The sequence below is a fragment of the Pseudomonas palleroniana genome, assembly GCF_003031675.1.
Taxonomy (GTDB): domain Bacteria; phylum Pseudomonadota; class Gammaproteobacteria; order Pseudomonadales; family Pseudomonadaceae; genus Aquipseudomonas; species Aquipseudomonas palleroniana.
This window is the reverse complement of sequence record NZ_PYWX01000049.1, coordinates 21,628-45,566: the sequence shown is the minus strand read 5'-3', so window position 1 is coordinate 45,566 and position 23,939 is coordinate 21,628. Positions and strand designations below refer to the sequence as shown.

At 60.2% G+C, this 23,939-nt stretch carries 21 protein-coding genes; 7 read left to right on the top strand and 14 right to left on the bottom strand.

Features of this window, described 5'->3' with window-relative positions; genetic code table 11:
• Positions 1–40: 40 nt before the first annotated feature.
• From rho to C9383_RS16575, 3 genes are all read right to left on the bottom strand, one after another.
• Positions 41–1,300: a transcription termination factor Rho gene (rho, locus tag C9383_RS16585; RefSeq protein ID WP_003206716.1), complete on the bottom strand. Its 1,260-nt coding sequence runs from the start codon at positions 1,298–1,300 to the stop codon at positions 41–43.
• A gap of 234 nt (positions 1,301–1,534) precedes the next feature.
• Positions 1,535–1,864, bottom strand: a complete 330-nt coding sequence (gene trxA / locus C9383_RS16580; protein WP_060753581.1) for a thioredoxin TrxA — start codon at positions 1,862–1,864, stop codon at positions 1,535–1,537.
• 121 nt (positions 1,865–1,985) lie between these two features.
• The gene (locus C9383_RS16575) at positions 1,986–2,681 is read right to left on the bottom strand and encodes a FadR/GntR family transcriptional regulator (protein ID WP_090368050.1); all 696 of its coding nucleotides are present in this window, start codon (positions 2,679–2,681) and stop codon (positions 1,986–1,988) included.
• A gap of 254 nt (positions 2,682–2,935) precedes the next feature.
• Here C9383_RS16575 and C9383_RS16570 point away from each other — a divergent pair, with 254 nt between their 5' ends.
• From C9383_RS16570 to C9383_RS16555, 4 genes are read left to right on the top strand one after another with little or no spacing between them, the layout of a single operon-like run.
• Positions 2,936–3,721: a transporter substrate-binding domain-containing protein gene (locus C9383_RS16570; protein ID WP_060753583.1), complete on the top strand. Its 786-nt coding sequence runs from the start codon at positions 2,936–2,938 to the stop codon at positions 3,719–3,721.
• Between the two features lie 14 nt (positions 3,722–3,735).
• A complete protein-coding gene (locus tag C9383_RS16565; RefSeq protein ID WP_058426445.1) occupies positions 3,736–4,404 on the top strand; it encodes an amino acid ABC transporter permease in 669 nt (222 codons plus the stop codon).
• A complete protein-coding gene (locus C9383_RS16560) occupies positions 4,401–5,051 on the top strand; it encodes an amino acid ABC transporter permease (protein WP_060753584.1) in 651 nt (216 codons plus the stop codon). Before C9383_RS16565 ends, C9383_RS16560 begins: the two co-directional genes overlap by 4 nt.
• Entirely contained in the window at positions 5,038–5,775 is a 738-nt protein-coding gene (locus C9383_RS16555) for an amino acid ABC transporter ATP-binding protein (RefSeq protein ID WP_090368048.1), read from the top strand. The genes C9383_RS16560 and C9383_RS16555 overlap by 14 nt, the downstream gene beginning before the upstream one ends.
• Here C9383_RS16555 and C9383_RS16550 read toward each other — a convergent pair.
• The 4 genes from C9383_RS16550 to C9383_RS16535 all read right to left on the bottom strand — a co-directional run bounded on the left by C9383_RS16550 (position 5,747) and on the right by C9383_RS16535 (position 10,250).
• Positions 5,747–6,280 carry a DUF1120 domain-containing protein gene (locus C9383_RS16550; protein ID WP_090368047.1) on the bottom strand — a complete coding sequence of 178 codons (534 nt, stop codon included), beginning with the start codon at positions 6,278–6,280 and terminating at the stop codon, positions 5,747–5,749. The genes C9383_RS16555 and C9383_RS16550 overlap by 29 nt on opposite strands.
• Positions 6,270–8,765, bottom strand: coding sequence for a fimbria/pilus outer membrane usher protein (locus C9383_RS16545; protein WP_090368044.1), 2,496 nt, complete (start codon positions 8,763–8,765; stop codon positions 6,270–6,272). The genes C9383_RS16550 and C9383_RS16545 overlap by 11 nt, the downstream gene beginning before the upstream one ends.
• A gap of 3 nt (positions 8,766–8,768) precedes the next feature.
• Positions 8,769–9,455 carry a fimbria/pilus chaperone family protein gene (locus C9383_RS16540; RefSeq protein ID WP_268876218.1) on the bottom strand — a complete coding sequence of 229 codons (687 nt, stop codon included), beginning with the start codon at positions 9,453–9,455 and terminating at the stop codon, positions 8,769–8,771.
• Between the two features lie 138 nt (positions 9,456–9,593).
• Positions 9,594–10,250 carry a DUF1120 domain-containing protein gene (locus C9383_RS16535; RefSeq protein ID WP_060753589.1) on the bottom strand — a complete coding sequence of 219 codons (657 nt, stop codon included), beginning with the start codon at positions 10,248–10,250 and terminating at the stop codon, positions 9,594–9,596.
• A gap of 444 nt (positions 10,251–10,694) precedes the next feature.
• Between C9383_RS16535 and ppx the strand changes: the two genes are divergently transcribed.
• The gene (ppx, locus tag C9383_RS16530) at positions 10,695–12,197 is read left to right on the top strand and encodes an exopolyphosphatase (RefSeq protein ID WP_090368040.1); all 1,503 of its coding nucleotides are present in this window, start codon (positions 10,695–10,697) and stop codon (positions 12,195–12,197) included.
• A 241-nt stretch (positions 12,198–12,438) separates the two neighbouring features.
• Here ppx and ppk1 read toward each other — a convergent pair whose 3' ends face one another.
• Positions 12,439–14,661, bottom strand: coding sequence for a polyphosphate kinase 1 (gene ppk1 / locus C9383_RS16525; protein WP_090368038.1), 2,223 nt, complete (start codon positions 14,659–14,661; stop codon positions 12,439–12,441).
• 18 nt (positions 14,662–14,679) lie between these two features.
• Positions 14,680–15,693 carry a porphobilinogen synthase gene (gene hemB, locus C9383_RS16520; protein ID WP_090368036.1) on the bottom strand — a complete coding sequence of 338 codons (1,014 nt, stop codon included), beginning with the start codon at positions 15,691–15,693 and terminating at the stop codon, positions 14,680–14,682.
• A gap of 209 nt (positions 15,694–15,902) precedes the next feature.
• On the opposite strand from hemB, the gene C9383_RS16515 reads away from it, so the two are divergent.
• On the top strand, positions 15,903–16,538 hold the full coding sequence (locus C9383_RS16515) for a DedA family protein (protein ID WP_090368034.1): 636 nt from the start codon (positions 15,903–15,905) through the stop codon (positions 16,536–16,538).
• Here the strand turns inward: C9383_RS16515 and C9383_RS16510 are convergent.
• Positions 16,519–17,754, bottom strand: coding sequence for a sterol desaturase family protein (locus C9383_RS16510; RefSeq protein WP_060753594.1), 1,236 nt, complete (start codon positions 17,752–17,754; stop codon positions 16,519–16,521). The genes C9383_RS16515 and C9383_RS16510 overlap by 20 nt on opposite strands.
• A gap of 116 nt (positions 17,755–17,870) precedes the next feature.
• On the opposite strand from C9383_RS16510, the gene elbB reads away from it, so the two are divergent.
• Positions 17,871–18,545, top strand: coding sequence for an isoprenoid biosynthesis glyoxalase ElbB (elbB, locus tag C9383_RS16505; protein ID WP_060753595.1), 675 nt, complete (start codon positions 17,871–17,873; stop codon positions 18,543–18,545).
• Between the two features lie 124 nt (positions 18,546–18,669).
• On the opposite strand, the gene C9383_RS16500 is transcribed toward elbB, so the two are convergent.
• From C9383_RS16500 to C9383_RS16485, 4 genes are all read right to left on the bottom strand, one after another.
• A complete protein-coding gene (locus C9383_RS16500; RefSeq protein ID WP_090368032.1) occupies positions 18,670–20,568 on the bottom strand; it encodes an FTR1 family protein in 1,899 nt (632 codons plus the stop codon).
• 154 nt (positions 20,569–20,722) lie between these two features.
• Positions 20,723–21,355, bottom strand: coding sequence for a LysE family transporter (locus C9383_RS16495; RefSeq protein ID WP_060753597.1), 633 nt, complete (start codon positions 21,353–21,355; stop codon positions 20,723–20,725).
• 70 nt (positions 21,356–21,425) lie between these two features.
• Positions 21,426–21,980, bottom strand: coding sequence for a mechanosensitive ion channel family protein (locus C9383_RS16490; protein ID WP_090368030.1), 555 nt, complete (start codon positions 21,978–21,980; stop codon positions 21,426–21,428).
• On the bottom strand, positions 21,980–23,890 hold the full coding sequence (locus C9383_RS16485; protein ID WP_090368028.1) for an ATP-binding cassette domain-containing protein: 1,911 nt from the start codon (positions 23,888–23,890) through the stop codon (positions 21,980–21,982). The genes C9383_RS16490 and C9383_RS16485 overlap by 1 nt, the downstream gene beginning before the upstream one ends.
• Between the last annotated feature and the right edge of the window lie 49 nt (positions 23,891–23,939).

The window sequence follows — 23,939 nt, the reverse complement described above, 5'->3', positions numbered from 1 at the left end:
GCCCCTGGGGGCGCCATTCTTTCAGACCTGAAACGTCGTATTACTTACGCTTCATCGACAAGAAGAACTCGTCGTTGGTCTTGGTGGTTTTCAGCTTGTCGACCAGGAACTCGATGGCGGCGACTTCGTCCATCGGGTGCAGCAACTTGCGCAGAATCCACATGCGTTGCAGTTCGTCGTCGGCGGTCAGCAACTCTTCACGGCGGGTGCCGGAACGGTTGATGTTGATCGCCGGGAACACACGTTTCTCGGCAATACGACGGTCCAGGGGCAGTTCCATGTTGCCGGTACCCTTGAACTCTTCGTAGATCACTTCGTCCATCTTCGAGCCGGTTTCAACCAGCGCGGTGGCGATAATGGTCAGCGAGCCGCCTTCTTCGATGTTCCGCGCAGCGCCGAAGAAACGTTTCGGTTTTTCCAGGGCGTGGGCATCGACACCACCGGTCAATACTTTGCCGGAGCTTGGAATCACGGTGTTGTAGGCACGGGCCAGACGGGTGATGGAGTCGAGCAGGATCACCACGTCTTTCTTGTGTTCAACCAGGCGCTTGGCCTTCTCGATCACCATTTCGGCAACCTGCACGTGGCGGGTTGGCGGCTCATCGAACGTCGAGGCGACCACTTCGCCGCGCACGGTGCGCTGCATTTCAGTCACTTCTTCCGGACGCTCATCGATCAACAGCACGATCAGGTGAACTTCAGGATTGTTACGTGCGATGTTCGCTGCAATGTTCTGCAGCATGATGGTCTTACCGGCCTTCGGCGGTGCGACGATCAGACCACGCTGGCCTTTGCCGATCGGGGCGCACAGGTCGATTACACGACCGGTCAAGTCTTCGGTGGAGCCGTTACCGGCCTCCATCTTCATGCGCACAGTCGGGAACAGCGGGGTCAGGTTCTCGAAGAGAATCTTGTTTTTCGCGTTCTCGGGACGATCGAAGTTGATCGTGTCGACCTTGAGCAGGGCGAAATAACGCTCGCCTTCCTTCGGAGGACGGATCTTGCCAACGATGGTGTCACCGGTACGCAAGTTGAAGCGACGGATCTGGCTCGGCGAGACGTAAATATCGTCTGGGCCGGCGAGATAGGAAGCGTCTGCAGAGCGGAGGAAGCCGAAGCCGTCCTGGAGAATCTCCAGCACGCCATCACCGGAGATTTCCTCGCCGCTTTTCGCGTGCTTTTTCAGCAGGGAGAAAATCACGTCCTGCTTGCGCGAACGGGCCATATTTTCTATGCCCATCTGTTCGGCCAATTCGAGCAGTTCGGTAATCGGCTTTTGCTTGAGTTCAGTCAGATTCATATAGGAATGACGTAATCATTTATGGAGGGGGGAAATTAAGCTTTTGGCTTAATGAGGCCGCGCCGCAGAGAAGGCGACAGGATCGCGTACTAATCGAAAAGGAATGCGTCGGCGACGGCTTGCAGGGGGCAGTGGAGAAACCAGTGCGGGGCCGAATGTACCACCTGAGTTTCGGAGCGTCTAGCCCTGTTTAACGAAAAAGCCCCGCGATTTGCGGGGCTTTTTTCACGACGCTTAGATGTTCGCGTCGAGGAAAGCCTGCAACTGGGACTTCGACAGCGCGCCCACTTTAGTAGCCGCAACCTCACCGTCCTTGAACAGCATCAGGGTCGGGATACCACGTACGCCATGCTTGGCCGGGGTTTCCTGGTTGTCGTCGATGTTCAGCTTGGCAATGGTCAACTTGCCTTCGTAAGTGGTTGCAATGTCGTCCAGGACCGGAGCGATCATTTTGCAAGGGCCGCACCATTCAGCCCAGTAGTCAACCAGCACCGGGCCTTGAGCCTTGAGTACTTCGGCCTCAAAGGTCGCGTCGGTGACGTGCTTGATAAGATCGTTGCTCATGGATGTCTCCGGATTGTAAGCAAAAAAAACGTTGCCCATCATAGCCGCCCTTCCCCCGTTCAGGAAGCCGCCTCTGATTGAGTCTTCCTATGACGGCGCATGAGTTTGGGTATAGCCCAACTCACGGCGCTACCGGGGTGACGAAGGCGATACCGGTACGCAACGCCGCGTTGCGCACGTGCTCCTGCATGCTTTTCTGCGCCGCCGCACTGGCGCGCCGCGCCAGGGCACGCAGGATCCTGCGGTGCTCCTGCCAGGTTTCCATGGCACGCTCCGGCCGGATGAACGGTAGTTTCTGGCTTTCCAGGAACACGTCGGCGCTGGCGCTCAGGATGCTCACCATCGCCTGGTTACCACTGGCCAGCAAGATGCGTTGATGGAATTCGAAGTCCAGCCGGGCGGCGGCTTCAAAGTCTCCCGACTTGAGCACCTTGCGCATCGCCTCAAGGTTATCTTCCAACGTGTCCAGTTCATCAATCGTCAACATGACCGCCGCCAACCCCGCGGCAAACCCTTCAAGGGCATAGCGCAATTGGAAGATATCCAACGGCGTGGCCTGGGCGGCGAAGGGCCAGGCAAACCCCGGGGTCTCCTGTACCTCTTGAACGAACACGCCTTTACCTGGCTGCACACTGACCACGCCCAAGGCACTCAAGGATGACAACGCCTCACGCAACGAGGCTCGGCTCACGCCCAACTGCACCGCCAGGTCGCGTTGGGACGGCAGCGCATCACCGGCGGCGAAGCCCTGCTCCTTGATCAGTTTGCGGATGGCCTGCAGGGCCGCTTCCGGTACGGCTTGGGCGATGGAATTCATAGAAGACTCAAGGTTCCAGAGAGCTGAGCGGCTAGTTGTAAAGCTATTCGCAGCCCTCGGCAAGCCACGCCCCAAAGGGGCTCGCGCGGTTTTGGCAGCGCTCGAAAAGGGTGCGAAACGCCAGCCGACTGTTCAGACCAGTAAGACCACAAGACTCAACAAACTCCAGCGTTCCAGAGCATTGGCAGTGTCATGGCATGGGCCGTGCAATAGCTCCAGACAGAACATTCCCCCGTCTCTTCCGGAGAGTTGCCATGACCAAGCGCTACAGCGCCCTGCTCACTGCCTTGTTTGCCAGCCTGATGCTGGGCCAGGCACCCGCCCAGGCCAACGGTCTGGACGATATCGTTGCCCGCGGCACCCTCAAGGTCGCCGTACCCCAGGATTTCCCCCCCTTCGGCTCGGTTGGTCCCGATATGAAGCCTCGCGGCTTGGACATTGATACCGCCAAGCTGGTGGCCGACCAGCTCAAGGTCAAGCTGGAGCTGACCCCGGTCAACAGCACCAACCGCATCCCGTTTCTCACCACCGGCAAGGTCGACCTGGTGATTTCCAGCCTGGGCAAGAACCCCGAGCGAGAAAAAGTCATCGATTTCTCCAAGGCCTACGCGCCGTTCTACCTGGCCGTGTTCGGCCCGCCTGACGCGCCCATCAGCACCACCGACGACCTCAAGGGCAAGACCATCAGCGTGACCCGCGGCGCCATTGAAGACATCGAGCTGACCGCCGTGGCGCCCAAGGAAGCCACCATCAAACGCTTCGAAGACAACAACTCGACCATCGCTGCTTACCTTGCCGGCCAGGTCGATCTGATCGCCAGCGGCAACGTGGTGATGGTGGCAATCAGCGAGCGCAACCCGAAACGCGTACCAGCGCTGAAGGTGAAACTCAAGGACTCGCCGGTGTATGTGGGGGTGAACAAAAACGAGCCGGCCCTGCTGGAGAAGGTCAATCAGATTCTGGTCGCGGCCAAGGCTGACGGCAGCCTGGAAAAGAACGCGATGCAATGGCTCAAAGAGCCGTTGCCTGCCGATCTCTGAAGCGGAGCTGATCCATGGCCTATCAATTCGACTTTGTGCCGGTGCTGGCCAATACCGATCTGCTGTTGCGTGGCGCCTTGTTCACCCTTGAGCTGACAGCCATCGGCGCAATCCTGGGGGTGGCCCTGGGCACAGTCGGTGCCGTGGTGCGGGCGTGGAAGATTCAGCCATTTGCCTGGCTGTTCGGTGTGTATGTCGAGTTGATCCGCAACACGCCGTTCCTGGTGCAGTTGTTTTTCATCTTTTTCGGCCTGCCGTCCCTGGGGCTGAAAATCACCGAGTGGCAAGCCGCCGTGCTGGCAATGGTGATCAACCTGGGCGCTTACTCAACCGAGATCATCCGCGCCGGTATCCAGGCCATTCCTCGCGGGCAACTGGAAGCCGCCGCCGCGCTGGCAATGACGCGCTTCGAAGCGTTTCGCCACGTGGTATTGCTGCCGGCGCTGGGCAAAGTCTGGCCGGCCCTGAGCAGCCAGATCATTATCGTGATGCTCGGTTCGGCGGTGTGTTCGCAGATCGCCACGGAGGAACTCAGCTTTGCCGCCAACTTTATCCAGTCGCGCAACTTCCGAGCCTTTGAAACCTATGCCCTGACCACCTTGGTCTACCTGTGCATGGCACTGATGATTCGTCAGTTGCTCAACTGGATCGGTCGCCGATTTGTGATGAGGAACAGCCGATGAGTGACTTTTCCTTCTGGGATATCGTGCGCAACCTGGCCACCGGTCTGCAGTGGACCTTGATATTGTCGCTGGTGGCATTCATCGGCGGCGGCGTGATCGGCCTGCTGGTCATGACGATGCGTATCAGCCGCAAGGCCTTCCCGCGCAATGTCGCCCGTACCTACATCGAACTGTTTCAGGGCACGCCGCTGCTGATGCAGCTGTTCCTGGTGTTTTTCGGCATCGCCCTGCTCGGAGTGGATATCTCACCGTGGTTGGCGGCGGCGATTGCCCTGACCCTGTTCACCAGCGCCTACCTCGCTGAAATCTGGCGCGGCTGCGTCGACTCCATCGCCCATGGGCAGTGGGAAGCGTCGGCCAGCCTGGCGCTGAATCCGCTTGAACAACTGCGCTACGTGATTCTGCCCCAGGCCCTGCGCATTGCAGTGGCCCCCACCGTGGGTTTCTCGGTGCAAGTGGTCAAAGGCACCGCCGTGACTTCGATCATCGGCTTCACCGAATTGACCAAGACCGGCGGCATGCTCGCCAACGCCACCTTCGAGCCCTTCATGGTCTATGGCCTGGTGGCCCTTGGTTACTTTTTGCTCTGCTACCCCTTGTCCCTCAGTGCGCGCTACCTGGAAAGGAGACTGCATGCCTCTGCTTAGAATTTCCGCCCTGCATAAGTATTACGGCGACCATCATGTACTCAAGGGCATCGACCTGACGGTGGATGAAGGCCAAGTGGTAGCCATCATCGGCCGCAGCGGCTCGGGTAAATCCACCCTGCTGCGCACCCTCAATGGTCTGGAGTCCATTAACGATGGCGTGATCGAAGTCGATGGCGAGTACCTGGACGCCGCCCGCGCCGACCTGCGCAGCCTGCGACAGAAAGTCGGCATGGTGTTTCAGCAATTCAACCTGTTCCCGCACCTGACGGTCGGTGAGAATGTGATGCTGGCCCCCCAGGTGGTGCAGAAAGTGCCCAAGGCCAAGGCGGCACAACTGGCCCGCCAGATGCTGGAGCGGGTCGGCCTTGGGGAAAAATTCGACGCATTCCCCGATCGCCTCTCTGGCGGCCAACAACAGCGAGTAGCGATTGCCCGTGCCCTGGCCATGTCGCCCAAAGTGTTGCTGTGTGATGAGATCACCTCGGCCCTCGACCCGGAGCTGGTCAATGAAGTACTCAGCGTCGTGCGCCAACTGGCCAAGGACGGCATGACCTTGATCATGGTGACCCACGAAATGCGCTTTGCCCGGGAAGTCGGCGACAAGCTGGTGTTCATGCACCAGGGCAAGGTGCATGAAGTGGGCGATCCCAAGTTGTTGTTTGCCAACCCGCAAACCCCGGAGTTCGCCAATTTCATCGGTTCAGTGGAACAGCCGGACTGACCAGTTCGAAATTGCCCTGGCTTTCCAGTACCGTCTGATAGCGCACCTCAAAGGCATCGGCAGGCAGGTCAGTGTCGACATCGACCTGGGCCGTCAGCCTTTTGCCCAATGCTCGTGCCATCAGGACCTGGCCCGGTAACAACTGCCCGCGAGAGGCCTCACCGGGCAGGTGTGCCAGCCCCCAATCGACGGCGCGCCCGTCCATCAGGGCATGCTTGAGACTCAGCCGCAGGCGCCCCTGTTGCCCGAACCGGAAACCTCGCCCATCTGCCGCGCCAGTGAATCGCAACGCGATGGCCGAAGGCTCTGCACACAGCACGCTCAAGTGCAGCGTGCGCGAACCGAGCGTCACCGTCGGGCTTTCGCGCAACGCCTCGCGATGAACAACGCCATAGTCGATGCGCGACTGGCTCAGCGAGAGCCGACAGTTTTCTGCCCGAACGCCCTGGGCCACCGATACCGTGCAGAACAGTGCAAGCCCCATGCATTTCAGCTTAACGGCCATGGCACACCGCCGAGGCTGTCTCGTAGAACTTGTCATTGTCGGGCTGGGCATTTACGGCAAGGTCCAACACACACGAGGAAGAGTCCGACAAGGAAACTCGCAAATCTTGCGCATCGTTAAGGTCGTTCAGGAAAATCATGCCCTCTCCCACCACACTGGTCAGAAAACGATTGTGCTTGTCGAAGACCGCAGCACCCTGGGGCAGAGGTCGACCTTGTGAGTCACTGGCAGTCAGCAGGACGCGGCGCACTTTGACCACCTCGAACGCCACGGTATTGACCGACCCTCGCCCGGCCGCGAGCACCTGGGTGCCGTTCTTCAAGTCAACACGCTTGGGCAAGGACCGGGTCTGAACTTCAAGACGGCTGCTGGTGTACGCGGGCAAGCCAGGGATCACCGCCTGCCCTTTGAAATCGGTCCACACCGGCCCCTGCGGGGTGTCGATTCTTGCAGCGCCGATGTCACCCACCGAGGCGATCCCAAACGTGTCCTGCACGGTGTAAGGCGAGAATGTCAGCCCGCCGGCGTGGGCCACGACGCCCCCTTGCAACTGCCCTGTATAGCTACTGCCCTGGGCATCTCGGCTGACCCCCAGGCCAAGTCGGGTATAACGGGGCGTCAGGTCCACCTGGCCACGAACCGACTGCTCCCGATTACTGAGGTCACGCTCGGTGCCCACCTCGTAACGCACGTAGTCATTGATCCGCTCACTGAACGCAGTGCCGGCACGGGCCTGATTCCCACGTCGGCTGACGTAACTGTTTACACGGCGCTCGCCACCCAGGGGCATGCTGACCTGCAGTCGCACGGACAAGTCATTGTCCAGGTCACGCTCACGGCGGCGGTCATCGCGCCCGGCGTCATGGCGGGACTGAGAGCCACCCACCTGTGAATCAGCGACCAATGCCACATCGGCGTAGCGGAACGACTTGTTCCAGGCAGCAAACACATGCTCGGCGGTTTGCCCGTCAAATTGAGCACTGCGGGTATAGCCCAGGGAGAACACTCCCAACGTAGGTTCAACCCAGCTCACACCCGCCGTGTACTGATGCTTGAAGCGCGACCCCAGCTCATCGGCCGTGGTTCGGCGGCCCGCTTCAACGACCTCGCGGTAACCCCGGGTCTGCTGGGTCGAACTGAGGTTGAGATCAACGTTGGCGGCCACCGGGCTGCTTACGGTGACGCTGCTGCGCGAGCCGGATACCGCGTTGCGACTGTCCCGGGACAGGTTATGACGTGCCCCGACGGAAACCCGCTGGAAAAATACACTGCTCAGCGTACCGCCGGCCGCCCCGTATTCAGCGGTGCCCAACACACCGAACCCGGCTGACGAATCGCGCCCCAAACCCCAAGTGCCACTGCCCATGGCGACGACGGGCGATGGCGCCTCATCCAGCGTGTTATCCCGTATCTTGCCGAGGGAAAAATAGTAACCGGGCGCAGCCGGGGCAGCTCCCGCGAAAGAGGCCGCGGGCACCACGAAGTTGCGCTTGGCGCCACGCACATCGATGACGCTGACCTCCAGGTCGCTGGTACCGTTGAGCAGAGGCAAGCCCGTAAGCCTGAAAGGCCCTTCAGGCACCAGCGTGCTGTGGATCAAGACGCCCGACTGACGCACCTCAATTCGCGATTGGCTTTGAGCCAGCCCCTCCACCACGGCGTTGTTGCTGCCTGCCGGCGCTCGCGACTGGCCATCAGGAGAAAACTGCACACCCGATAACTGGATACCGCCAAACAGCGGATTATTCGTGGAAATCTGGCCGGCCTGGAAAGTCGACTGCAGTGCAGCGATGTCCCGCTGAGCGTAAGCATAGAGATGCTCGGTTCGGGCGTTCCCGTTGTCGGATACATAGAATTGACGACTGCGAACAATCCAATCGCCCAAGTTGAAACCTGCCTCGGTATAGGCCGAAACGAATCGGCTCGGCCCGCTGCGCGAGCGGCTGTCAAACCCCTGCACGTCATAGTTGAACAACGCCGCGGCGCCACCTCGGGAAAAGTCTGCGGCCTCCCATTGCGGCTCACGCAGTGATTGAGTGGGTACCACCAGCGCCACTTCATTGCTGCCGGGCCGAAGCCGCACCATCGTCGTCGGGAAGGCGCCAAGGAAATCATGGCAGGCCGCACTCGAGGCGCCGCCTTCACGGACAAGACCGGCGGGCTTCACCAGGCCGGCTTTATCCAGCAAGCCCGGGGTAAAACACAGCTGCCCTTGTGCGTCGAACTGCGCATCCACCAACCCAAGCGGGTTTCCATTGATCCGCAATCCCACCACATGCACACCTTCGCGAAAACGCGCGGCACTGCGAAAGTAGTCGGAAACCTTCGGATCAATACCGTGCGTGGTCAGCGCCGCCAAGTCGAAACCTTCCCCCAGCTCCAGTGCGGGGACGAGGCCGGGCAAGCTCCATAGCGTCGCAACCCCCACAAACAGGCTGGGTCGCCTGGGCCATAACGATGCGACAAGTCTGTTACTCGATGTCATGGGTCAATCAACCCCACTGACATTGATAAGGGCCCGATAGCTGTCCGCCGAAAACCCATAGACCGTGGCCGGTTGAATCTCGACCTCAGTCAAGCCCTCCAGCCCGCCGTCAACCCTCACCGTCAGGGTTTCACCCGGCAAAATGTAGGTCCGTGGCAAAGTAGCCGCAGACCTTCGTGGCAGTAATTGCACCTCCGGCGCAAGGCGCACCACATAAAGGCTGTCGTTGTGAACGGTGAGGCGCTCCCCCGCCTGTACCCACTTCAGCAGTTCCCAAGGAGTTTGATGTACCGGCAGGTCTCGCGGATGCAGGATCAGCGGTAAATTCTGCCGCAGGGTGATACCAATGGTCGCACCACCCGCCGCACGTGCCTGGGGAATCCCCTCGAAGGTCACTCGCTTCAGCCGCTGGGCCTGGAGTGGCGCCTCAAGGGTACTGATGAAACGCACCAACTGAGTCTCACCGGCCTCCACACGCGTAATGGGCGGTGTAACAATCAATAGCGGCTCAGGATCTTCCGGTATGTTTTCAATGACCGAATGCAGCAGCGCCGGCAGCGCATCGGTATTTTTTATATTGATCGTGGCTTCGCCCTGCGCTTCATAAAGCACAACCACTGTAGTTTCCGGCAACATACCGTCCGCAGTTGCAACACCCACAAAACAAAAGAAAGACCCTGGATATAACAACCACGAACTTAGTATTACTGAAAGTCTGGGCACTCAGTACGCTCCACGACAGGGAAGTGACAATTGATAAACTGAAATCCACTTAGAAACAGCCGACAAGAAACGAGTCAGTTTCCTGATCGGCTGTATTCCAGTCGCTTAGATGTAGCTCAGTTCAAGTGTCGCGCGCCCATCCAGGGTAATGTCGCGACTCAGGTCCAGATCCTGGCCTTTATTGATCACCGCCCTGACAGCGATAGTCCCGGTCAGTTGTGCGACCGGAGCGGGAACGGCAGTGACGCCGGATCGCCAGGAGTATTGGGTAGGCGACTGCGCGACTTTTCCGTCACTGTTCTGCCAGGCACCGGCGCCGATACGCATGATGGGGTTGAGCACAACGGCCGAAGCCCTGAGGTCCTTCAGGGTGACGGCAAAACCGCCGGTCTTGCGGCCAGACACAAGGCCCAGGCCAAAGTTATGCGTCTCGGTATAGCCCGCGCCAAGCGCATTCAGGATGCCAGGCACCTTGCTGCCGGCCTGCAGGTCGACAAATTTCAGCCCGAACTTGGCGGGCGTGGTACCGCAACTGACGGTCAGCGGGGTAGTCCTTTCCGCAAGCGGATTGAATGCCGTCGGGAGCAGTTGACCCGAAGGAATTTCGCCGTAGTTGATAATGCCTCCGCCGGTCATGCTGAGGTTACACGCCGCCGGTTTGATCGTACCCCTGACGATCAGCTCGGCAGTGGTGGAAGCCTGTGCATTGAGGGTTGCGGCCAGGCAAGCGATACCAAGAGTCAATCCAACAATTTTTTTCATATTCAACCTGTCACAAAAAGTTATCAGGTGTATTTATTTTTCTTTACAAGACAAGCCATAAATAAATAACACCACGGCAAAATTGCCGAGTGACAGTCTGTCCGCTTGGTAGTTGACTAAAGAATAAGACGGCACCTCAATTATTGTGGGAGCGGTAAAAAGAAACTGTCAGCGTGGCAACCTCCAACGGTAGGTTCAACTAACATAAGGAATAAAAACTGCACGCTTGGATTGTAGGCAAAATCATAATCAGACTTAAAACCTACACTAGTTAAATATCCTACGCCGCCCCAGAAGCACTTCTACAAAAGCCTGGAAAGACAACCTACATTTCCTACAAAAAAGTCTCACATACAGCCTCAGAGAAATTCCCGAAGCACAACGCGTTGGCGCCAGCGGTCGATCGTGGCACGATGGCAAGGTTATCGACCGAGACCCCAAACCATGCCGCAATCCCAAGCCAAGAATCTGTCCCTGATCGCCGCCATCGACCTGGGCTCCAACAGCTTTCACATGGTCGTGGCCAAGGCCCAGAACGGCGAAATCCGCATCCTTGAGCGGCTCGGCGAAAAAGTACAGCTGGCTGCCGGGATCGACGACGAGCGTCAACTCAATGAAGAATCCATGCAGCGCGGGCTCGACTGCCTCAAGCGCTTTGCCCAACTGATCAACGGAATGCCCCCGGGCTCCGTACGGATCGTGGGCACCAACGCATTGCGCGAAGCGCGTAACCGCAACGACTTCATCCATCGCGCCGAAGAAATCCTCGGGCACCCGGTAGAAGTCATCTCCGGCCGTGAAGAAGCCCGCCTGATCTACCTCGGCGTTTCCCACACCCTGGCCGACACTCCGGGCAAACGCCTGGTGGCGGACATCGGCGGCGGCAGTACCGAGTTCATCATCGGCCAGCGCTTCGAACCACTGCTGCGTGAAAGCCTGCAGATGGGTTGCGTCAGTTACACCCAGCGTTATTTCAAGGACGGCAAGATCACCCCGGCGCGCTACGCCCAGGCCTACACGGCGGCACGGTTGGAGATCATGAGCATCGAGCACGCCCTGCACCGCCTGACCTGGGATGAGGCCATCGGCTCGTCCGGCACCATCCGCGCCATCGGCCTGGCCTTGAAAGCCGGCGGCCATGGCACCGGCGAGGTCAACGCCGAAGGGCTGGCGTGGCTCAAGCGCAAATTGTTCAAGCTGGGCGATGCCGAGAAAATCGACTTCGATGGCATCAAGCCCGACCGTCGCACCATCTTCCCGGCCGGCCTTGCGATTCTCGAAGCGATCTTCGACGCCCTCGAACTGCAACGCATGGACCACTGCGATGGCGCCCTGCGCGAAGGCGTGCTCTATGACCTGTTGGGGCGCCATCACCATGAGGACGTGCGTGAGCGTACCCTCAGCTCGCTGATGGAGCGCTACCACGTCGACCTGGAACAAGCGATTCGCGTGGAGCGCAAGGCTTTGCATGCGTTCGACCAGGTGGCCGCGGATTGGGACCTGGAAGACGGCGTATGGCGCGAGTTGCTCGGCTGGGCCGCCAAGGTGCATGAAGTGGGCCTGGACATCGCCCACTATCATTACCACAAGCACGGCGCCTACCTGATCGAGCACTCCGACCTCGCAGGCTTCTCGCGGGAAGACCAGCAGATGCTCGCCCTCCTGGTGCGCGGCCACCGCCGCAATATTCCCAAGGACAAGTTTGCCGAATTCGGCGACGACGGCATCAAGCTGATACGCCTGTGTGCGCTGCTGCGCTTTGCGATCCTGTTCCACCACATCCGTGGCACCCAGGAAATGCCTCAAGTGACCCTGAGGGCCAACGGCGACAGCCTCGACGTGGTATTCCCCAAAGGCTGGCTGGATGAAAACCAGTTGACCCAGGCGGATTTCGCCCAGGAAGCGGAGTGGCTGACGCGGGTAGGATTCAGCCTGAACGTGCGCTGACCCAAAGAACAAAACAAATTGTGGGAGGGGGCAAGCCCTAATGCCGGTCAGTTAAAGATTAACGCGGTCACTGTGGGAGGGGCGGTGCGACGATTCGACTTGCCCCCGATAGGCCGCGCAGCGGCCTCAAAAATGGGCCTGCTACGCAGGCCATCGGGAGCAAGCCCCCTCCCACAATTTATCCATCGTCCGCTTTATCGCTTAACTGACAGGCATTAGGGCAAGCCCCCTCCCACACTTTTTAGTTCACGGTGAGAATCGGGCTACCCAATTTCTCCAGCAACGTCGCCTGCGCACTGCGCGGGTTCTGGTTGCCGGTTGGCGTGTTGCGCACGTAGCGGCCGTCCGATTGCAGGCTCCAGCTATGCGTGTTGTCGGTGAGGTAGCTTTCCAGCTCCTTCTTGACCCGCATGATCAGCTTCTTGCCTTCCACCGGGAAGCACGTCTCTACACGCTTATCGAGGTTGCGCTCCATCCAGTCGGCGCTGGAGAGGAACATCTGCTCTTCGCCTCCGTTGAGGAAGTAGAAGACCCGCGTGTGCTCCAGGAAACGACCGATGATCGAGCGCACATGGATGTTATGCGACACCCCCATAATGCCTGGGCGCAGGCAGCACATGCCACGCACCACCAGGTCGATGCGCACACCGGACTGGCTGGCCTTGTAGAGCGCGCGGATGATTTTCGGATCGGTCAGCGAGTTGAACTTGGCGATGATGTGCGCCGGCTTGCCGTCGAGGGCGAACTGGGTCTCGCGGGCAATCATGTCGAGCATGCCCTTCTTGAGCGTAAACGGCGCATGCAGCAGCTTCTTCATGCGCAGGGTCTTGCCCATGCCGATCAACTGGCTGAACAATTTGCCAACGTCTTCACACAACGCATCGTCGGAGGTCAGCAGGCTGTAGTCGGTATAGAGCTTCGCGTTGCCGGCGTGGTAGTTACCGGTACCCAAGTGGGCATAACGGACGATCTCGCCGGCTTCGCGGCGCAGGATCAGCATCATCTTGGCGTGGGTCTTGAAACCGACCACACCGTAGATCACCACCGCACCCGCCGCTTGCAGGCGGCTGGCCAGTTGCAGGTTGGACTCTTCGTCAAAGCGTGCACGCAGTTCGATCACCGCGGTGACTTCCTTGCCGTTACGCGCAGCGTCGACCAATGCATCCACGATTTCCGAGTTGGCGCCGGAACGGTACAGCGTCTGGCGCACAGCGAGCACATGCGGGTCCTTGGCAGCCTGGCGCAGCAGGTCGACCACCGGGGTGAAGGACTCGAACGGGTGCAGCAGCAGGATGTCCTGCTTGCTCACGACGTTGAAGATGTTCTCGCTGTTTTGCAGCAGTTTCGGGATCTGCGGGGTGAACGGCGTGTATTGCAGCTCCGGGTGGCTGTCCAGGCCGGTGATGCTGAACAGGCGCGTCAGGTTCACAGGGCCATTGACCTGATACAGCTCGGTCTCGCCCAGGTTGAACTGCTTGAGCAAATAGTCCGACAGGTGTTTCGGGCAGGTATCGGCCACTTCCAGGCGCACCGCATCGCCGTAGCGCCGCGAGAACAGCTCACCGCGCAGGGCACGGGCCAAGTCTTCGACGTCTTCGGAATCCAGCGCCAGGTCGGCGTTACGGGTCAGGCGGAACTGGTAGCAGCCCTTGACCTTCATGCCCTGGAACAGGTCATCGGCGTGTGCATGGATCATCGACGACAGGAATACATAGTTGTCGCCAGCCCCACCGACCTCTTCCGGTACCTTGATGATCCGTGGCAGCAAGCGCGGCGCCGGGATAATCGCCAGGCCCGAGTCGCGACCGAAGGCGTCGATGCCTTCGAGTTCCACGATGAAGTTCAGGCTTTTGTTCACCAGCAACGGGAACGGGTGCGTCGGGTCGAGGCCAATCGGGGTGATGATCGGTGAAATCTCGTCGCGGAAGTAGCGGCGCACCCAGGTCTTGATCTTGGTGGTCCAGTGACGACGACGGATAAAACGGACCTGATGCTTCTCCAGTTCCGGCAACAGGATGTCATTGAGGATCGCGTACTGGCGATCCACTTGGCCGTGAACCAGCTCGCTGATGCGGGCCAGGGCCTGATGCGGCTGCAGGCCATCGGCACCGGCTTGCTCGCGGGCGAAAGTGATCTGTTTCTTGAGGCCGGCGACACGGATCTCGAAGAACTCGTCCAGGTTGCTGGAGAAGATCAGCAGGAACTTGAGCCGCTCCAGCAGCGGGTAGGACTCATCCAGCGCCTGCTCCAGCACGCGGATGTTGAATTGCAGTTGCGACAGCTCGCGGTGGATGTACAGGCTGCTGTCATCCAGGTTGGTCACGACGGGAACCGGGGCCGGCACAGGTGGCTCAGTCGCCACGGCAGGCGGTGCCGGCTCCAGCTCCGGCGGGGTCTCGGTGACTTGTTCAACCACCGGGTGAGCGTCTTTTACGGCAACTTCTGTAAGTCCTTCGGTATTCATCGAGTGTTCCTGTGAGGGCTATTGTTGCTCTCTAAGCAATTGGGCAGCGCGGGCGGCGAAGTAGGTCAGAATGCCATCGGCGCCGGCACGTTTAAAGGCTGTCAGGGATTCGAGGATCACCCCTTCACTCAACCAACCATTCTGGATCGCGGCCATGTGCATGGCGTATTCACCGCTGACCTGATAGACAAAGGTCGGCACCTTGAATTCCTCTTTGACCCGGTAAAGGATGTCCAGGTAAGGCATCCCTGGCTTGACCATGACCATGTCGGCGCCTTCGGCCAGGTCGGCCGCCACTTCGTGCAGGGCTTCATGGCTGTTGGCCGGGTCCATCTGGTACGAAGCCTTGTTGGCCTTGCCCAGGTTCAGCGCCGAACCCACCGCATCGCGGAATGGGCCGTAATAGGCACTGGCGTACTTGGCCGAATAGGCCATGATCCGCACATTGACGTGGCCGGCCAGTTCCAGGGCTTCGCGAATCGCCTGGATGCGGCCATCCATCATGTCCGAGGGCGCAACGACCTGGGCACCTGCCGCAGCGTGGGACAGCGCCTGTTTGACCAGCGCATCGACAGTGATGTCGTTCTGAACATAGCCGTCTTCGTCAAGAATGCCATCCTGCCCGTGGATGGTGAACGGGTCCAGGGCCACGTCGGTGATCACCCCTAACTCCGGGAACCGTTCACGCAGGGCGCGGGTAGCGCGCTGGGCGATCCCGTCGGGGTTCCAGGCTTGCGCAGCATCCAGCGACTTGAGTTCAGGTGGGGTCACGGGGAACAGCGCCAACGCCGGGATCCCCAATTCAACCCAACCGGCCGCTTCTTCAAGCAGCAAATCAATGGTCAAGCGCTCCACACCCGGCATCGAGGCCACCGTTTCCCGGCGATTTTCCCCGTCCAGCACAAAGACCGGCAAGATCAGATCATTCGTAGTCAGTACATTTTCACGCACCAGACGGCGGGAAAAATCATCACGACGATTGCGACGCAGACGGGTGGCGGGAAACAGGCGATGGGCAGGGGTAAAGCTCACGACAGACTCCTGAGCCCGCGTTTACGGGCGAGCGTTGCAGTTATAAGCGGCCATTATGACGAAGGAATGACAGTTGTGCTTATCGATGCGACCTGTAGTCGCATTCGTCGTTTATGTAGGATTTGTTCACTTCGTGACACATCTCGATACTTTCATGAATGTTCGCGAAGGCGTAGGCTGCGCGTTCATTTCGCCAGCATCCCCAGACCATGCTTCAACAATTTCTGCATGACTTCGGCTACTTTGCGCTCTTCCTGGGCACCTTTTTCGAAGGCGAGACCATTCTGGTCCTCGCAGGCTTCCTGGCTTTCCGTGGCTACATGGATATCAACCTGGTGGTCGTCGTTGCCTTTTTCGGCAGCTACGCCGGTGACCAGCTTTGGTACTACATGGGCCGCAAACACGGTCGCAAGCTGCTGGCGCGCAAACCGCGCTGGCAATTGATGGGCGACAAGGCCCTGGAACATATCCGCAAACATCCGGATATCTGGGTGCTGAGTTTCCGCTTTGTCTACGGGTTGCGCACGGTAATGCCCGTGGCGATTGGCCTTTCCGGCTACCCGCCATTGCGCTACCTGATCCTCAACGGTATTGGCGCCGCTGTGTGGGCGGTGGCCCTGGGCGCTGCGGCGTACCACTTCGGCGCAGTGCTGGAAGGCATGCTGGGGAGCATCAAGAAGTACGAGCTGTGGGTATTGGGCGCATTGCTGGTACTGGGCTTCGGCCTGTGGCTGCGTCGTCGGATCAAAAACGCCCGCATCGCCCGCGAGGCCTGTGCCGAGGCCAAGGCCCGGCTGGCAGCCGAGCCGGTTCCTGTCGCCCCCCCTAAGACACCAGTCGAGTAACCTGGCTTCTGCAGCAGTAGAGGCCAATCACGCTGAGCAGGCTGTAGCTCACCAAGCCCAGCCAGCCCAGATGGCTGGCCGGCCATAGCCCGACCAGCGGCGCCAGCCATACCAGCGGCACATTCAACACCAGCCGCAAGAGTTCGGCCTTCAGCGCCCACGGGCGATTCTCCAGGGCCACGCCCAAGGTAAACAGCCCCAGCGCCATGGCACTCCAGCCCAGTATCAACGCGGCCGTGGGCAACCCCTCGCCGAAATTCATCAAATAACTGCCAAACCCGACATACGCGGCAAATTGCAGGGCGATATAGACCTGCTGTCGCGTATCCAACGGCACTTCGAATTTGCGGAACTGGCTCAGGTCATGCTTGGCCATTGGATACTTGGCCTTTACATCCGCCGGGCGCCAGCCGGTGCGCATGAACCAGATGCGCAGCTTGTCCCACCAGCGCTCGGTGCGCCGCGCATCGTTCCACAGCTGTGCATAAAACTGCAGGTTGGCCCAGAGCGGGTTCCAACTGGCCAGGGGCGTGGTGACGCCAAAGATCACCGGCTCGTTATCGTCCTCTTCCTGGAACGAGCCGAACAGCCGGTCCCAAATAATGAACACGCCGCCGTAATTGCGATCCATGTAGAGCGCGTTCTGTGCATGGTGGGCGCGGTGATTGGAGGGTGTCACGAAGAACCACTCGAACCAGCCGAGCTTGGGCACATGCCGGGTGTGCACCCAGAATTGGTACAGCAGGTTGAGCGACGCCACACTGATAAACACCACCAGCGGCACGCCGAGCACGGCCAGGGGCAGATAGAAGATCCAGCTCAACAGAAAGCCGGTGCTGGTCTGACGCAGTGCGGTGGTGAGGTTGTAGTCCTCGCTTTGATGGTGAACCGAGTGCGCGGCCCACAGGATATTGCGCTCATGCCCCATGCGATGGAGCCAGTAGTAACAGAAGTCGTAGAACACGAAGGCGAACACCCAGGTCCACACGCTGTGGGCCGACAGTTCGATCAACGCCAGGTGCTTGAGAGCGAAGGCGTACGTCAACAGCCCCACGCCTTTGGTCAAAAGCCCCGTGGTGGTCGATAACACGCCGGTGCTGAGACTGTTGATGGCGTCCGCCACCCGATAGTTGCGTGCGCCACGCCAGCGGTCGGCGAGCAGCTCGATCACGATCAAGGCGATGAAAAACGGTACCGCGTAAGGCACGAAGTCCATGGGCTAGTCCGATGTATTTTTGTTACATCAAGGTTAGGTGTAGCGGCAGGAGATCCCATTGGCAACAGGTGACAAATTAGTAGACATTTAACGCCACGAAATAGGGAGAAGTACTCATGAGCAAAAAGATTGCAGTGATCCTTTCGGGCTGTGGCGTATACGACGGCGCAGAGATCCACGAAAGCGTGATCACCCTGCTGCGCCTCGATCAGCGTGGCGCCCAGGTTCAATGCTTTGCCCCGGATGTCGCGCAATTGCATGTGATCAACCACCTCACCGGCGCGGAAATGCCCGAGTCGCGCAATGTGCTGGTGGAGTCGGCGCGCATCGCCCGTGGTGAAGTGAAGGACATTCGCGAAGCGAGCGTCGACGACTTTGACGCGCTGATCGTGCCCGGCGGATTTGGCGCGGCAAAAAACCTGTCGAACTTTGCGGTGGAAGGAGCCGGTTGCAGTGTCAACCCGCAACTGCTGGCATTGGCGGAAGCTTTTGCAGAGGCCGGCAAACCCGTGGGGCTGATCTGCATCGCCCCTGCCCTGGCCGCAAAAATCTACGGCCCTGGCGTAACCTGCACCATCGGTAACTGTCCCGACACCGCAGCGGCACTGGACAAGATGGGCGCCACCCACCAGGAATGCGCGGTGGAAGATATCGTTGAGGACAAGGCCCGCAAGCTGGTGAGCACGCCGGCCTATATGCTTGGCAAACGCATCAGCGAGGTCGCTTCAGGCATCAACAAGCTCGTGGATCGCGTCTTGGAACTGACCCACGAGAACGAACACCCCTTGTAGTGAGCGGGCTTGCCCCGCGCTGGGCGGCATAGCCGCCCTAATCCAGCCATCGCGGTGACTCAGCTAAAACGCGGTGGCTGGGTTTGGGGCGGCTTCGCCCCCCAGCGCGGGGCAAGCCCGCTCACTACAAGGTGACGGCTCGGCGTTTTTCGGCCAGGCGACTACGGCCATACAGCACCATAATCGCCAGAATCGCCACCGCCTGTGCACTCAGCGAATACGCATCGGCATGAATGCCCAGCCAGTCGAAGTCAAAAAACGCCACCGGCCGCGTGCCGAAGATACCGGCTTCCTGCAAAGCCTTCACACCGTGCCCGGCGAATACCACCGACAGTGCGCACAACAGCGCCGCGTTGATGCCGAAAAACAGCGCCAATGGCAGTTTCGCCGAGCCGCGCAAGATCACCCAGGCCAGGCCCACCAGCAGCACCAGCGCCGTGGCGCCACCGGCCAACACGGCGTTGTGCCCTGCCGGGCCGGCTTGCAGCCACAGGGTTTCGTAGAACAGGATCACTTCGAACAGCTCACGATAGACCGAGAAGAACGCCAGCACGGCAAACCCAAACCGCCCACCGCCGCCCACCAGGCTACTCTTGATGTAATCCTGCCAGGCTGCCGCGTGGCGGCGGTCATGCATCCACACGCCCAGCCACAACACCATCACACTGGCGAACAATGCGGTGCAGCCCTCAAGCAATTCGCGCTGGGCGCCGCTCACGTCAATCACATACGCCGCCAATGCCCAGGTGCCCAGCCCGGCCAACAGCGCCAGGCCCCAACCTACGTTGACACTGCGCACTGCCGATTGCTGGCCGGTGTTACGCAGGAAGGCGAGGATCGCCGCCAGTACCAGGATCGCCTCCAGACCTTCGCGCAGCAGGATCAGCAAGCCCGAGATGTAACTCAGAGACCAGCTCAGGCCATCACCGCCCAACAGACCGGCAGACTCGGTGAGTTTGCCCTTGGCCACATCCAGGCGCTGCTGCACCTGCTCGATCGGCAAACCATCCTGCAGAGACTGTCGATAGGCCATCAACGCCTTCTCGGTGTCCTTGCGTACGTTGGCGTCGACGTTATCCAGGGAGCTTTCCACCAGCTCGAAGCCCTCCAGGTAAGCCGCTACCGACAGGTCATACGCCTGCTCGTGGTCACCGTTGCGGAACGCGATGAGGCTCTTGTCCAGGGTGGCGGCGGTGTAGTCGAGCAACTGCGCCGGACCACGCTTGACCTGCGGCGGTTGCGCGCGCTGGGCACGGAAGGTGGCGGCGACCGTCGGGCCGTCTGCTGCCAGCACTTCATTGGGGGTCTGGCGAGCGAGGTCGGCAAGGTTGAACGCTTGCTCGCTTTTGGCGGCAGCCGGGTCGGCGGTGAAACCCGCGATGTAGGTGGCCAGGTCCCAGCGTTGACGGTCGTCCAATTGGTCGGCAAAGGACGGCATGTCAGTGCCCTCAACGCCCAGGCCGAGGGTGTTGTAGATCGCGTAGAGGCTCAGGCGGTCCAGGCGCGTGGCATCGCGCAGGTTGGCGGGTGGCGGGGTCATGCCGGTGCTGGCCGGGCCGTCACCGGCGCCGGCAGTGCCGTGGCACACCGAGCAATGCTGGGCATAGAGCGGTGCGCCGCGAGTCGGGTCGGGAGTGATGGCCGGTGCCTGGCTGACTTCATAAGCCACCGCTAGTTTTGCCCCCAATTGACGGGCTTGATGGGCAACAGCCACACCGTCTTCATGAGCGGTAACTGCCGCCAGCAATTCATCGACGCCTTTGATCAGCTCTGCACGCTCAGGCCGTTCCGGCAACTGGGCGACCAAACCTTGCAGTACCCCCAGGAACTCCACCTGTTCCTGGTATTCCGACTCGTCAACCACCTTGCCGGCTTCCACCGTCGGCGGGTAGTCAGCGCCAATATAGTCCAGCAAATGCAGGGCTTGTGGGGCGCCCTCGGCTGTCGCAGCCAGCAGATTGAAGCTGCACGACATCAGCGCCGGCAACAGCAGGCAGGCGAGAAAACGAAAGGGGGCAATCATGAATGAATCTCAAAGCTAAACACGAAGTAACACATTGTTGTGCTTTAGAGGGTTTGACTCAAGGCGTAAGTGAATTGATGTGTGCAGGCTAGGGCTTTTTGAAGCCAGATGGGAGGGAATTGCCCCCTCTCACCTTTCTAATGAATTTCGTCAGTTACGCGGTTGCGCGATGCAGGCTGGCCAGGAAACCCGCCGCCCCCACGAACAACCCGGCAAACGTACGATTCATGCGTTTTTGCTGCTTCGGCGTACGCAACAGGCGCAGGACTTTCGAGGCCAACCCCGTGTAGCCCGCCATCACGATCATGTCGACACTGATCATCGTCGCGCCCAGGATCAGGTACTGGATCAGCAACGGCGCCTGCGGGTTCACGAACTGTGGCAGCACCGCCAGCATGAACACCAGCGCCTTGGGGTTGCTGGCGTTAACCAGGAACCCACGGAACATCATCGCCACCGGCTTGCCGATCGGGCGCCCCGCCGCATCATCGGTCATGTCCATGGGCAAGGCGCGCCATTGCTTGATCGCCAGGTACACCAGGTACGCCACACCAAACCATTTGATGGCGTAGAACGCCGTGGAAGACGCCGCCAGAATCGCGCCGAGGCCACCCGCGACCACGGCGATCTGCATTGCCAGGCCAATCTGCAGGCCCAGGGCGTTCCAGTAGCCGCGCAAAAAGCCATATTGCAGGCCACTGGACATCGAGGCGATGGCACCTGCGCCAGGCGAAAGGGAGATGATCCAACTGGCCAGGAAAAAGGCCAGCCATGTATCGAGAGCCATTATCCACCTCGTTGCAAATTCGTCGTAAGCGCTAAGCTAACTCCGACCACCGAAGCCTGGCTATCAATTTTTATGCAGGTGTGTTCCAGCGTCGCACCGAGCGCTGGAAGAACAAGCTGTTGGGCACCTGCACCGTTGCGCAGTGAGTACCGGCTTCCTCCAACTCGACCAGCGTGGTGTAGAGCAGGTTGATCGCCACGACACGCCCCTTCACGCCTGGCTTGTCGAGGGTGTCTATCAGTTCGACGATGTCACCCAGACGGAAGGGCCCGACGGTAAAAATCAAAATCGCGCACAACAGGTTGGACAGCACCGACCACATGGCAAAAAACGCCACGGCAGCGACCGCGACAAAACCCGACAGCGCCGTCCACAGCACCGTGGCGGAGACACCCAGGCGCTCCAACACGAAGATCAGCGCACTGCCCATGATCAGCCAGCGCAAACCACCGCGCAGGGGCATCAGCAGTTGCGGAGGGAATGGGTAGCGCTCACCCAGGCGGGTGAGCCCTTTGGCTACAAAGCGTTGCGCAAGGTAGCCGGCCAACAGGATCAGCAGGATTTGCACGCCAATCCACACCGGCTCGACCCACTGCGCCGGCAACGGCAATTGCAGCGCCTCCATCAGGACAGCGCCTCCAACTCCGCTTGCAAGGTTTCCAGCAGTTCGAGAGCCTCCATCCAGGCTTCCTCCAACTGCCCTTCACGCACCTTGAGCTTGGCCTGTTCGGCCAGCAGGTCGCGCAGTTCGTGCTTGCGTGCGGCTTCGTACACGGCGCTGTCGCCCAGGCTGGCCTCGATCTTGGCCAGACGCTCGTGCACCTTGCCCAGTTCAGCTTCCAGCTTGTCGGCTTCACGCTTGTGCGGCGCCAACTGTTGGCGCAGCGCGGCGGCAGCCTGGCGCTGGGCCTTCTTATCAGTCTTGTCCGGGTTGACCGGCGTGTTGCTGACCGGTGCGTTGCGCAGGCGGTAGTCCGTCAGCCAGCGTGCGTAGTCATCCAGGTCGCCGTCGAACTCTTCAACCTTGCCGTCAGCCACCAGCAGGAAGTTGTCGGTCGTGCTCTTGAGCAAGTGGCGGTCGTGAGACACCACCAATACCGCGCCACTGAACTCCTGCAGGGCCATGGTCAGTGCCTGGCGCATTTCGAGGTCCAGGTGGTTGGTGGGTTCGTCGAGCAGCAACAGGTTGGGCCGATCCCAGGCAATCAACGCCAGGGCCAGGCGGGCTTTTTCGCCGCCGGAGAAGTTCAGCACCGGCTCGTCGATGCGCGCACCGCGGAAGTCGAAACCACCCAGGAAGTCGCGCAAGGTCTGCTCGCGCTCGGTTGGCGCCAGGCGTTGCAGGTGCAGCAAAGGGCTGGCCTTGGCGTCGAGCGAATCCAGTTGATGCTGGGCGAAGTAACCCACCACGGTGTTCTCGCCACGGGTCAAACGACCCGCCAAAGGCGACAGCTCCCCGGACAGGTTCTTGATCAGCGTCGACTTGCCCGCACCGTTGGGGCCGAGCAAACCAATGCGCGCACCGGGCGTGAGCTGCAGCTTGACCTTCTCCAGGATGGTTTTGTCGCCATAACCCAGGCGGGCATCCGAGAGGTCCAGCAGCGGGCTCGAGATCTTGGCCGACTCGCGGAACACAAAATCGAACGGCGAATCGACGTGGGCCGCCGACAGCTCTTCCATGCGCTCCAGGGCTTTGATTCGGCTCTGGGCCTGACGAGCCTTGGTGGCCTGGGCCTTGAACCTTGCGATATAGCTTTCCATGTGCGCACGCTGCGCCTGCTGCTTCTCGTAGGCCTGTTGCTGCTGGGCCAGACGCTCGGCACGCGCACGCTCGAACGCGGTGTAGCCGCCACGATAGAGGGTGATTTTCTTCTGCTCGACATGGGCGATGTTATCGACCACGGCGTCGAGGAAATCCCGATCGTGGGAAATCAGCAACAAGGTGCCCTGATAGCTCTTGAGGAAGTCTTCCAGCCACAGAATCGCATCGAGGTCCAAGTGGTTGGTCGGCTCATCGAGCAGCAACAGATCCGAGGGGCACATCAGCGCCTGGGCCAGGTTCAGGCGCATGCGCCAGCCACCGGAGAAGTCGGCGACCGGACGGTCCATCTGTTCGTTGGTAAAACCGAGGCCGGCGAGCATCTTGCGGGCGCGGGCGTCGGCGGTGTAGCCGTCGGCGCTGTCGAGTTCCGAGTGCAGGCGGGCCTGGGCGGCGCCGTCCTGGGCTTTCTCGGCCTCGGCCAGGTCGTTTTGCACCTGGCGCAGACGCAGGTCGCCATCGAGCACGTAGTCGATCGCGATGCGGTCCAGCGTGTCGATCTCCTGGCGCATATGGGCGATACGCCAGTCTGCCGGCAGCAGGCAGTCCCCGGAATCCGGGGTCAGCTCACCCAGCAACAAGGCGAACAACGTGGATTTTCCGGCGCCGTTGGCGCCGATCAGGCCGGCTTTGTGACCGGCGTGCAGGGTCAGCTCGGCGTCTTCGAGAAGACGTTGCGGGCCACGCTGTAATGTTAGGCTTTGAAGTCGGATCATAATGGCGGCGGAGTCTACCAGCTTCGTTGGCCGCTGGCTTGGGTGTGAA